This is a genomic window from Burkholderia sp. MSMB0856, assembly GCF_001524645.2.
Lineage (GTDB): Bacteria > Pseudomonadota > Gammaproteobacteria > Burkholderiales > Burkholderiaceae > Burkholderia > Burkholderia diffusa.
Map to the genome: position 1 here is coordinate 2,324,663 of NZ_CP013428.1, position 15,314 is coordinate 2,339,976.

At 67.9% G+C, this 15,314-nt stretch carries 12 protein-coding genes; 6 read left to right on the forward strand and 6 right to left on the reverse strand.

Features of this window, described 5'->3' with window-relative positions; all coding sequences use genetic code 11:
- Positions 1–17 precede the first annotated feature (17 nt).
- Together WS87_RS28020 and WS87_RS28025 are read left to right on the forward strand one after the other, a co-directional pair.
- On the forward strand, positions 18–1,172 hold the full coding sequence (locus WS87_RS28020; protein WP_059815148.1) for an acyl-CoA dehydrogenase family protein: 1,155 nt from the start codon (positions 18–20) through the stop codon (positions 1,170–1,172).
- A gap of 61 nt (positions 1,173–1,233) precedes the next feature.
- The gene (locus tag WS87_RS28025) at positions 1,234–2,172 is read left to right on the forward strand and encodes an alpha/beta hydrolase (protein ID WP_059815150.1); all 939 of its coding nucleotides are present in this window, start codon (positions 1,234–1,236) and stop codon (positions 2,170–2,172) included.
- A 74-nt stretch (positions 2,173–2,246) separates the two neighbouring features.
- On the opposite strand, the gene prpF is transcribed toward WS87_RS28025, so the two are convergent.
- The 4 genes from prpF to prpB all read right to left on the reverse strand — a co-directional run bounded on the left by prpF (position 2,247) and on the right by prpB (position 8,323).
- Positions 2,247–3,437 (reverse strand): 2-methylaconitate cis-trans isomerase PrpF, encoded by a 1,191-nt coding sequence (gene prpF, locus WS87_RS28030; RefSeq protein ID WP_059815152.1) that lies wholly within the window; start codon positions 3,435–3,437, stop codon positions 2,247–2,249.
- A gap of 26 nt (positions 3,438–3,463) precedes the next feature.
- Positions 3,464–6,058, reverse strand: a complete 2,595-nt coding sequence (gene acnD / locus WS87_RS28035) for a Fe/S-dependent 2-methylisocitrate dehydratase AcnD (protein WP_059815154.1) — start codon at positions 6,056–6,058, stop codon at positions 3,464–3,466.
- Between the two features lie 82 nt (positions 6,059–6,140).
- Positions 6,141–7,313: a bifunctional 2-methylcitrate synthase/citrate synthase gene (prpC, locus tag WS87_RS28040; RefSeq protein WP_059448941.1), complete on the reverse strand. Its 1,173-nt coding sequence runs from the start codon at positions 7,311–7,313 to the stop codon at positions 6,141–6,143.
- A gap of 116 nt (positions 7,314–7,429) precedes the next feature.
- Positions 7,430–8,323, reverse strand: coding sequence for a methylisocitrate lyase (gene prpB, locus WS87_RS28045; RefSeq protein WP_044845010.1), 894 nt, complete (start codon positions 8,321–8,323; stop codon positions 7,430–7,432).
- A 170-nt stretch (positions 8,324–8,493) separates the two neighbouring features.
- Between prpB and prpR the strand changes: the two genes are divergently transcribed.
- Positions 8,494–10,476: a propionate catabolism operon regulatory protein PrpR gene (gene prpR / locus WS87_RS28050; RefSeq protein ID WP_059815156.1), complete on the forward strand. Its 1,983-nt coding sequence runs from the start codon at positions 8,494–8,496 to the stop codon at positions 10,474–10,476.
- Positions 10,477–10,524: 48 nt separating this feature from the next.
- On the opposite strand, the gene WS87_RS28055 is transcribed toward prpR, so the two are convergent.
- Positions 10,525–11,172 carry a CGNR zinc finger domain-containing protein gene (locus WS87_RS28055; RefSeq protein WP_059815158.1) on the reverse strand — a complete coding sequence of 216 codons (648 nt, stop codon included), beginning with the start codon at positions 11,170–11,172 and terminating at the stop codon, positions 10,525–10,527.
- A 254-nt stretch (positions 11,173–11,426) separates the two neighbouring features.
- Between WS87_RS28055 and WS87_RS28060 the strand changes: the two genes are divergently transcribed.
- Positions 11,427–11,810 (forward strand): VOC family protein, encoded by a 384-nt coding sequence (locus WS87_RS28060; protein ID WP_059815159.1) that lies wholly within the window; start codon positions 11,427–11,429, stop codon positions 11,808–11,810.
- Positions 11,811–11,964: 154 nt separating this feature from the next.
- On the opposite strand, the gene WS87_RS28065 is transcribed toward WS87_RS28060, so the two are convergent.
- Entirely contained in the window at positions 11,965–12,813 is an 849-nt protein-coding gene (locus tag WS87_RS28065) for an ureidoglycolate lyase (RefSeq protein WP_059815161.1), read from the reverse strand.
- Between the two features lie 665 nt (positions 12,814–13,478).
- Between WS87_RS28065 and WS87_RS28075 the strand changes: the two genes are divergently transcribed.
- Positions 13,479–14,303, forward strand: coding sequence for an IclR family transcriptional regulator (locus WS87_RS28075; RefSeq protein WP_175908581.1), 825 nt, complete (start codon positions 13,479–13,481; stop codon positions 14,301–14,303).
- A 252-nt stretch (positions 14,304–14,555) separates the two neighbouring features.
- Complete coding sequence (locus WS87_RS28080) at positions 14,556–15,107, forward strand: hypothetical protein (RefSeq protein WP_059598926.1); 552 nt, start codon at positions 14,556–14,558, stop codon at positions 15,105–15,107.
- Positions 15,108–15,314: the final 207 nt, after the last annotated feature.

Genomic DNA, 15,314 nt, shown 5'->3' on the forward strand with positions numbered 1-15,314 from the left:
CCTTCATCGACACATCCATGAATTTCGAACTCGATCTCGACCACCAGATGATCAAGGATCTCGTCGCACGCTTCGTGAAAGACGAGCTGATGCCGCTCGAAGCGGCCGTGATGGCGCGCGAGGCCGACGGCCAGCGCTTCGCGCTGCTCGCCGACGAGCGCGCGCGGCTCGACGAGCGTTCACGGCAACTCGGTCTGTGGGGTCTCGACGCGCCCGCCGACGCCGGCGGCTCGGACCTGCCGGCCGTCGCGATGGTCGGCGTGAACGAAGCGATCGGCACGACCGTGACGCCATACGTCCTCCCGCCCGACTCGCCGAACCTGCGGATGCTGTGCGACGCGGCCGACGACGCACAGCGCGCGCGCTACCTCGAACCGTACGCGCGCGGCGTCACGCGCTCCGCAATGGCGATTTCCGAGCCGGGTGCCGGCTCGGACCCGGGCGCGCTGTCGACGACGGCCGAGCGCGACGGCGACACGTGGGTGCTGAACGGCCGGAAGATCTGGATCAGCCACGCGCGCGAAGCCGACTGGACGATCGTGATGGCGCTGACCGACCGAAGCAAGGGCAAGCGCGGCGGCATGTCGGCATTCATCGTCGAGCGCGACACGCCGGGCTTCGTCATCGAACGCCGCATTCCGATGATCGGCGGGCTGTCGACCTATGAAATCGTGCTGGAGGATTGCCGCGTTCCCGCCACGCAGCTGCTGGGCCGCGAAGGCGCCGGTTTCGCGCCGATGCAGGCGCGCCTGTCGAACCGTCGCCTGGAGATGGCCGCTTGGTGCATCGGCCGCGCCGAGCGCGCGGTCGCGCTGCTGTGCGACCATGCGAAACAGCGCAAGACCTTCGGCGTGCCGCTGGCCGAGCGCCAGGCGGTCCAGTGGTGGGTCGCCGACGCGCTGACGCAGATCCACGCGTGCCGCCTGATGACCTATGAAGCGGCCGCACGAGTGGATGCCGGACAGGATGCGCGCACGCAGATCTCGATGGTCAAGGTGTTCGCGACGGAGATGGCGTCGGGCGTCATCGATCATGCGATGCAGACGCTCGGCGCGATGGGCATGACGAAGGAGCTGCCTCTGCATCAGATGGCGAACGAAGCGCGGCTGATGCGCATCTTCGAAGGCCCGACCGAAGTGCATCGCTGGGTCGTCGCACGCAGCGTGCTGTGACGCCGCCATCACCGGTTCCCCGATCGCGCGCGTCGCGCCGTTTTCCTCACGGAGTCGCACCTTGGATACACGTCATCTCGTCGATCCCGACATCCGCCCCTGGCTGGACGTCTGGCCGACCGTCACGCTCACCGCCGACAACCTCGCCCGGCATCGCGACCGCGTCCTGCCGCTGCCGCCGATCGACACGGTCGGCAACACGCTCCAGCATCGGCGCGTGCCGGGCTCCGGCGGCGCGCCGGACGTGCCGGTGCGTGTATACCTGCCCGACGACGCGACGCGCCCGCTGCCGGCGATCGTGCACATGCACGGCGGCGGCTATGTGCGCGGGGCCGCGAAGGATCTCGAAGCCGTGCATCGCCCGCTGGTGAAGACGCTGGGGTGCGCGCTGGTGTCGATCGACTACCGCCTCGCGCCCGAGACGCCGTTTCCCGGCGCGATCGACGACTGCTACGCGGCACTCGCCTGGACCTTCCACCACGCGGACGCGCTCGGCATCGATCCGTCGCGCATCGGCGTGATGGGCGAAAGCGCGGGCGGCGGGCTCGCGGCCGCGCTGGCGTTGCTGGCGCGCGATCGCGGCGAATACCCGCTGGCGTTCCAGCACCTGATGTATCCGATGCTCGACGACCGCACCTGCGTGCGCGCACCGCATCCGCATGCCGGCGAATTCGTCTGGCACGCGGCCAACAACCGGTTCGCGTGGACGTCACTGCTCGGCCACGCGCCGGGCCTCGACGGCGTGTCGCCCTACGCGGCGGCCGCCCGCGCGGAACGGCTCGACGGGCTGCCGCCGGCGTTCATCGCCGTCGGCACGGTCGACCTGTTCGTCGACGAGAACATCGGCTACGCGCAGCGGCTCATCCGGGCCGGCGTGCCCACCGAGCTGCACGTCTTCCCAGGTGGCGTGCACGGCTTCGACATCGTGCCCGACGCGCGCGTATCGACGGCCGCGCGGCGCATCGGCCACGACGCGCTGCGCCGCTTCCTGCACGGCTGACCGCCATCGACGCAGAGACGAAAAAGGGCGGCCGAAGCCGCCCTTGCCGTTCGTCGATACGACGCCCGACACGCTCAGAACGCATCCCCCGGCACCCGCACCCAGCCTTCCATCAGCACGCGCGCGCTGCGGCTCATGATCGCCTTCGTGACGGTCCATTCGCCATTCTCGAGCCGGGCTTCCGCGCCGACGCGCAGCGTCCCCGACGGATGCCCGAAGCGCACCGCGTTGCGTTCACCGCCGCCCGCCGCCAGGTTGACGAGCGTGCCGGGGATCGCCGCGGCCGTGCCGATCGCGACCGCCGCCGTGCCCATCATCGCGTGATGCAGCTTGCCCATCGACATCGCCCGCACCAGCAGGTCGATGTCGCCCGCGTTCACGCGCTTGCCGCTCGACGCGACATAATCGGCCGGCTTCGCGACGAACGCGACCTTCGGGGTGTGCTGACGCGTTGCGATCTCGTCGAGCGTGTCGATCAGGCCCATGCGCAGCGCGCCGTGCGCCCGGATCGTCTCGAACTTCTCGAGCGCCTTCGGGTCGCCGTTGATCGCGTCCTGCAGCTCGGTGCCCGTATAGCCGATCGCCTCGGCCTCGACGAAGATGGTCGGAATCCCCGCGTTGATCATCGTCGCCTTCAGCGTGCCGATGCCCGGCACGGCGAGGTCGTCGACGAGGTTGCCGGTCGGGAACATCGAGCCGCCCGAGCCTTCTTCCTCCGCGGCCGGATCCATGAATTCGAGCTGCACTTCGGCAGCCGGAAACGTGACGCCGTCCAGCTCGAAATCGCCCGTCTCCTGCACCGCGCCGTTCGTGATCGGCACGTGCGCGACGATCGTCTTGCCGATGTTCGCCTGCCAGATCCGCACGGTCGCGATGCCGTCGCGCGGCACGCGCGACGCATCGACGAGCCCGCCGCTGATCGCGAACGGGCCGACCGCCGCCGACAGGTTGCCGCAGTTGCCGGTCCAGTCGACGAATGCCTTGTCGATCGCGACCTGCCCGAACAGGTAGTCGACGTCGTGGCCGGGGCGCGTGCTCTTCGACACGATCACCGTCTTGCTGGTCGACGACGTCGCGCCGCCCATCCCGTCGATCTGCTTGCCGTACGGATCGGGGCTGCCGATCACGCGCAGCAGCAGCGCGTCGCGTGCGGCGCCCGGTGCCTGCGCGGCGTCCGGCAGATCCTGCAGCCGGAAGAACACGCCCTTGCTGGTGCCGCCGCGGATATACGTCGCCGGAATCCTGATTTGAGGAATGTGAGCCATGTTTGCGTTGTCCCTGTGTGGCCCGGTCAGGCGGCCTGCGACGATTCGAGGAAGTCCTGCGCGAAACGCTGCAGCACGCCGCCCGCCTCGTAGATCGACACTTCCTCGGCCGTATCGAGCCGGCACGTCACGGGCACCGCGACGCGATCGCCGTTCTTGCGGTGAATCACGAGCGTGAGGTCGGCGCGCGGCGTACGCTCGCCGATCACGTCGAAGGTCTCGGTGCCGTCGATGCCGAGCGTCGCGCGGTTCGTGCCCGGCTTGAACTCGAGCGGCAGCACGCCCATCCCGATCAGGTTCGTGCGGTGGATCCGCTCGAAGCCTTCGGCGACGATCGCCTCGACGCCCGCGAGCCGCACGCCCTTCGCGGCCCAGTCGCGCGACGAGCCCTGGCCGTAGTCGGCACCGGCGACGACGATCAGCGGCTGCTTGCGATTCATGTACGTCTCGATCGCTTCCCACATCCGCATGACCTTGCCTTCGGGCTCGACGCGCGCGAGCGAGCCCTTCTTCACGGCGCCGTCGACGACCGCCATCTCGTTGATCAACGTCGGGTTCGCGAAGGTCGCGCGCTGCGCGGTCAGGTGGTCTCCCCGGTGCGTCGCGTACGAATTGAAGTCCTCTTCCGGCAGGCCCATCTTCGTGAGGTACTCGCCGGCCGCGCTGTTCGCGAGGATCGCGTTCGACGGCGACAGGTGGTCGGTCGTGATGTTGTCGCCGAGCACCGCGAGCGGGCGCATGCCCTTGAGCGTGCGCTCGCCGGCCAGCGCGCCTTCCCAGTACGGCGGACGGCGAATGTACGTGCTTTGCGGACGCCAGTCGTACAGCGGCGCCGCGCGCTCGCCCGCATCGGCCGCGCGCGCGAACATCGGTTCGTAGACCTTGCGGAACTGCTCGGGCTTCACGCTCGATGCGACGATCGCGTCGATCTCCTCGTCCGTCGGCCAGATGTCCTTCAGCGTGACAGGCTTGCCGTCCTGGTCGTGGCCGAGCGCGTCCTTCTCGATGTCGAAGCGGATCGTGCCGGCGATCGCATACGCGACGACGAGCGGCGGCGATGCGAGAAACGCCTGCTTCGCATACGGGTGGATGCGGCCGTCGAAGTTGCGGTTGCCGGACAGCACGGCGGTCGCGTACAGGTCGCGATCGACGATCTCCTGCTGGATCTTCGGATCGAGCGCGCCCGACATCCCGTTGCAGGTCGTGCACGCGAACGCGACGATGCCGAAGCCGAGCTTCTCGAGTTCCGGCAGCAGGTTCGCTTCTTCCAGATACAGCTCGACCGCCTTCGAGCCCGGCGCGAGCGAGCTCTTCACCCACGGCTTGCGCGTGAGGCCCTTCGCGTTCGCGTTGCGCGCGAGCAGGGCCGCGGCGATCACGTTGCGCGGGTTGCTGGTGTTCGTGCAGCTCGTGATCGCGGCGATGATCACCGCGCCGTCGGGCATCTCGCCCGCCTTCTCTTCCCACTGGCCGGCGATGCCGCGCGCGGCGAGGTCGGACGTCGGCAGCCGCTTGTGCGGGTTCGACGGGCCGGCCATGTTGCGCACCACGCTCGACAGGTCGAACGTCAGCGTGCGCTCGTACTGCGCGCCGTTCAGCGTGTCGGCCCACAGGCCCGCCGCCTTCGCGTAGGTCTCGACGAGCTTCACCTGCTCGTCGCTGCGGCCGGTGAGGCGCAGGTAGTCGGTCGTCTGGCCGTCGATGAAGAACATCGCGGCCGTCGCGCCATATTCGGGCGCCATGTTCGAGATCGTCGCGCGGTCGCCGAGCGTGAGGCTCGCCGCGCCCGCACCGCGGAATTCCAGGTACGCGCCGACCACCTTTTCCTTGCGCAGGAATTCGGTCAGCGCGAGCACGATGTCGGTCGCGGTGATGCCGGGCTGGCGCTTGCCGGTCAGTTCGACGCCGACGATGTCGGGCAGGCGCATCCACGATGCGCGGCCGAGCATCACGTTCTCCGCCTCCAGCCCGCCCACGCCGATCGCGATCACGCCGAGCGCGTCGACGTGCGGCGTGTGGCTGTCGGTGCCGACGCAGGTGTCCGGATACGCGACGCCGTCCTGCGCCTGGATCACCGGCGACATCTTCTCCAGGTTGATCTGGTGCATGATGCCGTTGCCCGGCGGGATCACGTCGACGTTCTCGAACGACTGCTTGGTCCATTCGATGAAGTGGAAGCGATCCTCGTTGCGGCGATCCTCGATCGCGCGATTCTTCGCGAACGCGTCCGGATCGAAGCCGCCGCACTCGACGGCGAGCGAGTGGTCGACGATCAGCTGCACGGGCACGACCGGGTTCACCTTCGCCGGGTCGCCGCCGCGCTCGGCGATCGCGTCGCGCAGGCCCGCGAGGTCGACGAGCGCCGTCTGGCCGAGGATGTCGTGGCACACCACGCGCGCCGGGAACCACGGGAAGTCGCGTTCGCGCTTGCGCTCGACGATCTGCTTCAGCGAATCGGCGAGGATCGCCGGATCGCAGCGGCGCACGAGGTTTTCGGCGAGCACGCGCGACGTGTACGGCAGCGTGTCGTACGCGCCGGGAGCGATCGCTTCGACCGCGGCACGCGCGTCGAAGAAGTCCAGCGACGTGCCGGGCAGGGGTTTGCGGTAGGCGGTATTCATGATGTGGGGCGGAAATCGGGGTAAGACGTTCCGCGCGCGCCGGCAGCCCACATCATGGGCGCCGGTGCGCGCGGCGGGCGTGTCAGCGCTTCTCGATCGGCACGAACTGCAGATCTTCCGGGCCGGTGTAGTTCGCGCTCGGGCGGATGATCTTGTTGTCGACGCGCTGCTCGATGATGTGCGCGCTCCAGCCGGACGTACGCGAGATCACGAACAGCGGCGTGAACATCGCGGTCGGCACGCCCATCATGTGATACGACACGGCGCTGAACCAGTCGAGGTTCGGGAACATCTTCTTCGCGTCCCACATCACCGATTCGAGGCGCTCGGCGATGCTGTACAGCTTCAGGTCGCCCGCTTCCTTCGACAGCTTGTGCGCGACGCCCTTGATCACCTTGTTGCGCGGATCGGAAATCGTGTAGACCGGATGGCCGAAGCCGATCACGACTTCCTTGTTCTCGACGCGGCGGCGGATATCGGCTTCGGCGTCGTCCGGCGAGCTGTAGCGGCTCTGGATTTCATACGCGACTTCGTTTGCGCCGCCGTGCTTCGGCCCGCGCAGCGCGCCGATCGCGCCGGTGATCGCCGAGTAGATGTCCGATCCCGTGCCGGCGATCACGCGGCCGGTGAACGTCGATGCGTTGAACTCGTGCTCCGCGTACAGGATCAGCGACGTGTGCATCGCGTCGACCCACGACTTCGACGGCGTCTTGCCGTGCAGCAGGTGCAGGAAGTGGCCGCCGATCGAGTCGTCGTCGGTTTCCGTCTCGATGCGCTTGCCGTTGTGCGAGAAGTGATACCAGTACAGCAGCATCGAGCCGAGCGACGCCATCAGGCGGTCGGCGATGTCGCGCGCGCCCGGCAGGTTGTGATCGTCCTTCTCCGGCAGCACGGTGCCGAGCACCGACACGCCGGTGCGCATCACGTCCATCGGGTGGGCGGAGGCCGGGATCTGCTCGAGCGCGGCCTTCAGCGCGTTCGGCAGGCCGCGCAGCGCGCGCAGCTTGGTCTTGTACGCGGCCAGTTCGGTCAGGTTCGGCAGCGTGCCGTGCACGAGCAGGTGCGCGATTTCCTCGAACTCGCACGATTCGGCGACGTCGAGAATGTCGTAGCCGCGGTAGTGCAGGTCGTTGCCGGTCTTGCCGACCGTGCACAGCGCCGTATTGCCGGCCGTCACGCCCGACAGCGCCACCGACTTCTTCGGCTTGAATGCGCCTGCGGCGGCCGGTGCTGCTGCGTCTTTCGTCTCGCTCATGTTTCCGTTCTCCAATGGGTATCGGGGGTGTCATGTCGGCCGGGCGCGGCGCGGGTGCGCGCGCTCCGGCTTCATGCAAAGCATTCCGGGAACCGTGTCCCGGCGCGCGGGCCGCGTTACTTCTTGCCCTGCGCGAACAGTTCGTCGAGCTTCTGCTCGTAGGCGTGATAGCCGAGGAAGTCGTACAGCTCGGCGCGGGTCTGCATGGTCGGCACGGCAGCCTTCTGCGTGCCGTCGCGGCGCAGCGTCTCGTAGAAATTCAGCGCGGCCTTGTTCATCGCGCGATACGCGCCGCAGCAGTACAGCGCGATGTCGACGTTCGCCTCGCGAAGTTCGTCGAGCGTGAACAGCGGCGTCGAGCCGAACTCGGTCAGGTTCGCGAGGATCGGCACCTTCACGGCGGCCTTGAAGCGGCGGTAGTCGTCGAGCGTCTTCATCGCTTCCGGGAAGATCATGTCGGCGCCGGCTTCCACGTATGCGATCGCGCGCTCGATCGCGGCGTCGATCCCTTCGGCGGCGGCCGCGTCGGTGCGGGCCATGATCACGAACTGGTCGTCGGTGCGCGCATCGACCGCGGCCTTCACGCGATCGACCATTTCGTCGGTCGGCACGACTTCCTTGCCCGGACGGTGGCCGCAACGCTTCTGGCCGACCTGGTCCTCGAGGTGGACGGCCGCGACGCCGGCCTTGATGAACGAGCGCACCGTGCGCGCGATGTTGAACGCGCCGCCCCAGCCCGTGTCGATGTCGACCAGCAGCGGCAGGTCGGTCGCGTTGGTGATCCGGTTCGCGTCGATCAGCACGTCTTCCATCGTGCTGATGCCGAGATCGGGGATGCCGAGCGAATTCGCGGCGACGCCGCCGCCCGACAGGTAGACAGCCTTGAAGCCGACGGCCTGCGCCATCTTGGCTGCGTACGCGGTGATCGCGCCGACCACCTGCAGCGGCTGCTCGGCCGCGACTGCCGCGCGGAATTTCGCGCCGGCGCTCTGAAGATGCGTGTTGCTCATGAACGGCCTCCTGAAGGAATGCCCATCAACAGCAAGGACCGGGCCAGCTCGCGAAACGCCGCTAACCCACTGATTCTTAAGCAACCGGTAGGTGCATTGAATCGTCCGGGGATTTCAATTCGGCAATTCCATGTTTCAAAAATGAAATCGCGCGCGCATAATCGATCGCCATGGACCTCTCCTCGACCAAGCCCGTCGGCCCGGCCGACCGCACCGTTCGCCCGCGCATCTGGGCGATGGGCATCAGCCGCCTGCGCGACCTGTTTCGCGAGATCGCCGGCGAATTCGACGAGCGTGCCGACGTGCGCATCGTCACGCGCGCGTACGAAGATGCGCTGAGCGCGATCGCGGAGGCCGGCACCGCGCGGCCCGACGTGATCGTCGCGGCCGGCTCCAACGGCGGCTTCCTGAAAACGCGTGCGCAGGTGCCGGTCGTGGTGGTGTCGCCGACCGGCTTCGACGTGATGCAGGCGCTCGCGCGCGCACGGCGCGACGCCTCGCGGATCGCGCTCGTCAGCGCCGGCGAGACGCCGCCCGAAGTGCGCCGCTTCGTCGCCGCCTACGGCCTCGACGTGCAGTTTGCGTCATATCAGTCCGCGCAGGAAGCGGAAGCCTGCGTGCACGACCTGCACGACCGCGGCATCGAGACGATCGTCGGCCCCGGCCTCGTCACCGATCTCGCGGCGAGCGCCGGCATGGGCGCGGTGTTCCTGTATTCGCACGCGTCGGTGCGCAAGGCGGTCGAGACGGCGCTCGAAGTCGCGTACGCGACGCACGCCGAGGCGTTTCGCCGCCAGCGGCTCGACAACCTGTTGCAGCACCTGCGCGACGGCGTGGTCGCGCTCGATGCGCGCGGTCGCGTCGAAGCCATCAACGAGCGGCTCGCGTCGGCGCTCGGGGTCGAACCCGCGGCGGCCGTCGGCCGCGCGCTCGTCGACCTGCGTCCGGAGCTGCGCACGCTGCGCGGCGAGGACGGCGACGCGCTCGCGACCGTGCGCGGCGTGCGCTACGTCGTGCATCGCGGGCCGCTGGTCGATCGCGGCGTCACGTCGGGCAGCGTGCTGACGTTCCAGGAATCGCGCGCGGTCGAACGGCTCGACCGTGCGCTGCGCTCGCAACCGAACACGCAGCAGTTCGCGGCGCGCTACACGCTCGACGACGTGGTCGGCGCGTCCGCACCGATGGCGCGCGTGCGCGACCTCGTGCGCCGCTACGCGAAATCCGACGCGACCGTCCTCGTGCTCGGCGAAAGCGGCACCGGCAAGGAAATGATCGCGCAGAGCCTGCACGCGCTGTCCGTGCGGCGCAACTATCCGTTCGTCGCGATCAACTGCGGCGCGTTTCCGGAGGCGCTGCTCGAGAGCGAGCTGTTCGGTTACGAGGAAGGCGCGTTCACCGGCGCGCGGCGCGGCGGCAAGACCGGGCTGTTCGAGGCCGCGCACCGCGGCACGCTGTTTCTCGACGAGATCGGCGAGATGCCGCCATCGCTGCAAAGCCGACTGCTGCGCGTGCTGCAGGAGCGCGAGGTGATCCGCCTCGGCTCGACCGAGCCGATCCGCATCGACGTGCGCGTGATCGCCGCGACGCACCGCCCGCTGCTCGCGGCCGTCGAGGACGGCACGTTCCGCGCGGACCTGTATTACCGGCTCAACATCCTGAACATTGGCCTGCCGCCGCTGCGCGAGCGCGCCGCCGACATTCCGGCGCTCGCGGCCACGCTGCTCGTGCAGGCCGCGCGGCGTGAATCGCGGCTGGCCGAACGCGTGCGCGAAGTCGGCGATGCGATGCGCGTGCTCGACGCGACGCAGGCGACGCTCGCGCGCTACCGGTGGCCCGGCAACGTGCGGGAACTGCAGAACGTGGTCGAGCGGATCGCGGTGGAACTGGCCGAGGAAGTCGACGAACACGATCCGGGCGCCGCGTGCACGGCGCTCACGCCCGATGCGCTGCAGGCGATCGCGCCCGAGTTGTTCGCGGCACCGCCCGACGCCACCGACACCGACGACGCACAGACGCTCCACGCGCGTCGCCGTCGCGCCGAAGCCGACGAGATCCGCGCGGTGCTCGATGCGTGCGGCGGCGATCGCGATCGCGCATGCGCGATGCTCGGCATCAGCAAGACCACGCTGTGGCGGAAGCTGTCGGCGAAATAGGTTCGGGCGGAATGGGCGCGGCAGCATGACATGCTGCGCGCGCTGCCGTCAATCAGCCTTGTGATAGTGGCGGTAAGCCTTCGCGCGATTGCCGCACGACGACATCGAGCACCAGCGGCGGCTACCGTTCTTGCTGTCGTCGATGAACAGCCACTGGCATGCATCGTTCGCGCAGCGCTTGACCTTCGCGAGCCGCGTGCCGCCCAGCAGGTCCGTCGCCGACCACAGCACCGGGCTCAGCAGCCCCGCGAGCGTCGCGTCCGCTGCCCCGAGCCGCCACGCGTAGCCGCCGTCGATCCGCGCGAGCGCGACGCGCGGCGCCGCTTCCGCCAGAAAACCGCCCAGCAGCGCGAGATCGTCGGCTTGCGGCTCGCGCCGCTCGGCTTGCGCGTGAAAGAGCCGATACAGCGCCTCGCGCAACGCGAGCGCTCGCGCCAGCATCGCAGGCTCCCCCCCTTTCTCCGTCACCTGTGCGCGACACACGTCGGCCAGGCCGGCCGGCACGCCCGCCTGCTCGCGACACCATGTGAGCAGGTCGTCCAGCGTGCCGAAGGTTTCGGTCGGCGCGTCCGCGCCGCGCCAATACAGCGTGTTCGCGAAATCGATGCTCAGCGTTTCGGACGGTGCCGGGACCAAGCAGTCCGTCGTGACGGAAGGTTGCGTTTTGCTCATGACGCGATCGTATCTAACCACCATGCCGGTTGACAAGCGTCCGGACACTTTCTAACATAACCAGCAAGGTGGTTAAAAAAGGTTTGCTGCACTGACGTCCCCACTTCAGTTCAAGGAGCCACAGATGATCGATCGTTCTTCCTGCGACGTTGTCCACACCGGCCGCAGCCGTGCCTTTCACGACAGCACGCTCGGCGCGCTTCGCTACAAGCGGCTGGCCTGGTGGCTGTAAACGGGTTTGCCGCACTGACGTCCCCCTTCAGTTCAAGGAGCCACAGATGATCGATCACCTTTCGTTCGGGGTTGCCCACATCGACCGCAGCCGCGCGTTCTACGACAGCACGCTCGGCGCGCTCGGCTATAAGCGGCTGTACAGCGACGACGGATCCCTCGGCTACGGCACCAGCGAACCGGTGCTGTGGTTGCAGCACGCGGTGCGTCCGGTCGTCGCCGATCCCGATTCCGGGTTGCACTTGTCGTTTCGCGCATCGTCGCCCGTGGAAGTCGACGCGTTTTATCGCGCCGCGCTGCAGCACGGCGGACAGGACAACGGCGGGCCAGGCAAACGCGAGCACTACGGTCCCGGCTACTACGCGGCGTTCGTCGTCGATCCCGACGGATATCGGCTCGAAGCCCATTGCGAACTGGACAACGTCGTCTGATCCGGTTCGCACCGACACGGGTGAATGACGAGGGCCCGATTCCGCATCGCGCGGAATCGGGCCCTCGTCTTTGCTGCATCGATGTCCGGTTCGCGGCGGCCACCGCGAACAATCACGCCAGTGACCGAGCGGACGGTCGGACGGCGCGACCGGTCTACTGCGCGTTGCGCGTGCGCTGCAGTTGCTCGCCCAGCCCCTCGACGCCGAGGCGCACGGTCTGGCCGGCTTTCAGGAACACCGGCGACGGCTTGATGCCCATCCCGACGCCCGGCGGCGTACCGGTCGTGATCACGTCGCCCGGTTGCAGCGTCATGCAGGTCGACAGGTAGGCGATCAGTTGCGCGACGGTGAACACCATCGTGCGCGTGTTGCCGTTCTGGTAGCGGTGGCCGTCGATTTCGAGCCACAGGTCGAGGCGCTGCGGATCGGGCACCTCGTCACGCGTCACGAGCCACGGGCCGATCGGGCCGAACGTATCGAAGCCCTTGCCCTTGTCCCACTGACCGCCGCGTTCGATCTGCCACTCGCGCTCGGAGACGTCGTTGACGACGCAATAGCCGGCGACGTAATCCAGCGCGCGCGCCTCGTCGACGTCCTTGCACGTCGCGCCGATCACGACGCCCAGCTCGACTTCCCAGTCCGTCTTCACGGAGCCCTTCGGGATGTCGATGCCGTCGTTCGGGCCGCAGATCGAACTCGTCCACTTGCCGAACACCACCGGCTCCTTCGGTACCGGCATGCCGGCCTCGGCCGCGTGATCGGCATAGTTCAGACCAATGCCGATGAACTTGCCGACGCGCCCGACGCACGCGCCGATGCGTGGCTCGCCCGGGACCAGCGGCAGCGTGGCCGGGTCGATCGCGCGCAAGCGCGCGAGAGCGGCGTCGGACAGCGCGTCGCCGGCAAGATCCGGCACATGCGCGGAAAGGTCGCGAATCCGGCCGTCCGCGTCGAGAATACCGGGCTTTTCCTGGCCGGACGGGCCATAGCGAAGCAGTTTCATCGTGCTCAACCTCTATTGTCGAATGTGACAGGATACCGGCCGACGCAGCCGCCTATGGCCACGCGCCGGACTGAATGCCGATCGTCGATGACGCGCGTCGGCGCCGCATCCGGCAGGCCAATCGACACGCGAGGCTCGCGCTGGCGCAGCGATCGCGGCGCCGCACCGGAGTGCGACGCGCATCGAACGGGCGGCCACCGGTCTGCGCATCGGCGACGACGGCCCGGCATCCGCGACACGTGCCGGCCTGTGCAGTGCCGGCCGGCTTCACGCGCGGCCGCGCCGTCGCTGGCCCGCCGCTCTTTGTACCATCGGCTGCCCGCCGTGAAATGGCCCGCGACGGATAACGACTATTGGTGCGCCCGCGGAGGTTGCACCGCAGCATCGGGCCCGCCGAACCATTCGGCTTTACGCCAAAAACCACCCGTCCGTCGACTCCGAAAGATGAATTGCGAATATTTCTTATGACACTGTCATCGGGAACGATATCTAATCCGTTCTTGCTGGGTAACGATCGGTAAAAAGACGCTGCATTGCACACTGGATGTTTGTTGTTGAGCTCGCCCGGATGGCAGTCACATCCGCATGCGGCTTCACGAATCCGCGTGCAAAACCGGTCAGCGTGCGTCGCCCACCGATCGGCAATCCCCCGGACTTCCTACCCCATGACGCAAACGACCACTAACCCGCTCCCCGGCAGCGACGCACGGGAGACGATGGGCGCAGCCGACCGATATCGCGCGCCCGCGCTCGACAAGGGTCTCGACATTCTCGAACTCCTGTCGGAACAGAAGGAAGGACTCACCCGCACCGAAATCACGAAGGAACTCGGCCGCAACGCGAGCGAGATCTACCGGATGCTCGAGCGTCTCGTCGCACGCCGCTACGTGATGCGCTCGAGCGGCGGCGACCGTTACACGCTCAGCCTGAAACTGTTCGCGCTCGCACATCGGCATCCGCCGATGAACCGGCTGATCGCCGAGGCGTTGCCGCTGATGCAGCGCTTTGCCGACGCGGCCGAACAGTCGTGCCACCTGACCGTCTACGATCGCGGCAACCTGCTCGTGATCGCGCAGGTGGACGGCCCCGGCCCCTGGGGCGTGTCGGTGCGGCTCGGCTCGCGCGTCGGGCTCGCCGATACGGCGTCGGGTCGCGTGATGCTGTCGTTCCAGGGTGCCGAGCAGCGTGCGCACATGCTGGCCGAGCATCGCAAGGTCAAAGGCGAAGCCGCGATGAACGAGCAGGAACTCGCGCACGCGTGCCAGTCCATTCGCCAGTCTGGCTACGTGCGCCAGGACAGCCGCCAGGCATACGGCGTGACAGACCTGAGCGCGCCGATTCTCGGCCCGGCCGGCCATGCGATCGCGGTGCTGACCTGCCCGTACATGCGCCGGATCGACGCGCATATGGCGCCGTCGGTCGAGGTGGTCGTCGCAGGACTGCGCGATACGGCAGGCCAGTTGTCGATGTGCCGCGCGGAGACTTGCTGAACGTTGCAGAACGGTCGACCGCGCTGAAGGCGGTCGACCGTTCGGGCGCGGTGGTCGTTCGGTCACGCGGCCAGCGGATCAAGCAGGCGGGCGGGCTCGACATCGCGCACGCGGTGTGCGACGCGCGCCGGCCGCGCGGGCTTTCGTCCCGGCATTCCACAGACCGTTTCCGGATGCGCGGACGCCGCGCTACGCTAGAATAGCGGCCCTCTCAAAAACTACGTCGGCCGGCTGTCGCGGCCGTCGTATCCGATGGATGTCATGGCCAAACTTCTGAACGATCAAGAATTCCAGCGTTTCTCCGAACTTCAGCAGAAGCAGGCAAGCTTCACGATCACGCCCGAGGAAGCGGACGAGCTGCGCGACATCGTCGCGCGCGCGCAGAAGAAGCGCGACGACCGTGCCGAAGCGATGCGCGCGATCGAGAACTACATCGAGCAGTTCGACATCACGCCCGACGAACTCTTCTCGCCCGAGCAGATCGGCGACGCCGCGCGCACCTATGGCCTCATCACGGCCACCAAGAAGGAACGCACGTTGCCGCCGTCGATCACGTTCAATGGCAAGCCGTACCAATGGACCAAGACGCTTCCGGACGACGTGCGCGGCGCGCTGTTCGATGCATTTACGTCCGGCGAATCGGTCAAGCGCTTCATCGCGATGCCGAAAGACACCGCGCGTTGCGCCCTGACGATCGCCCGGCTCGAGCGCGAAACCGGCGGCGTCTATGCCGACGCGCACCTCGAAGAACTCGCGATTTCGCGCGACCAAGTGAACGACGCAGCGTCGAAACTCGCTGCGTAAATGCCATCGCGGGCACGGTTCATGCGTGCCCGCACCGGCGCGGACGCCGGCACAAGCCCGCGCCGCGCCAGCCGGAGCACTGCGCCCGCAGGCTCCCGAAAAGTCTCACCGAAGCGTCCCGTAAACGCTCACCAGAGCATCCTGTAAAAGCTCACCTGAGGTTCCCGGAGACGCTCACCGGCCCCTCCCGAACGTCCTCACCAACGC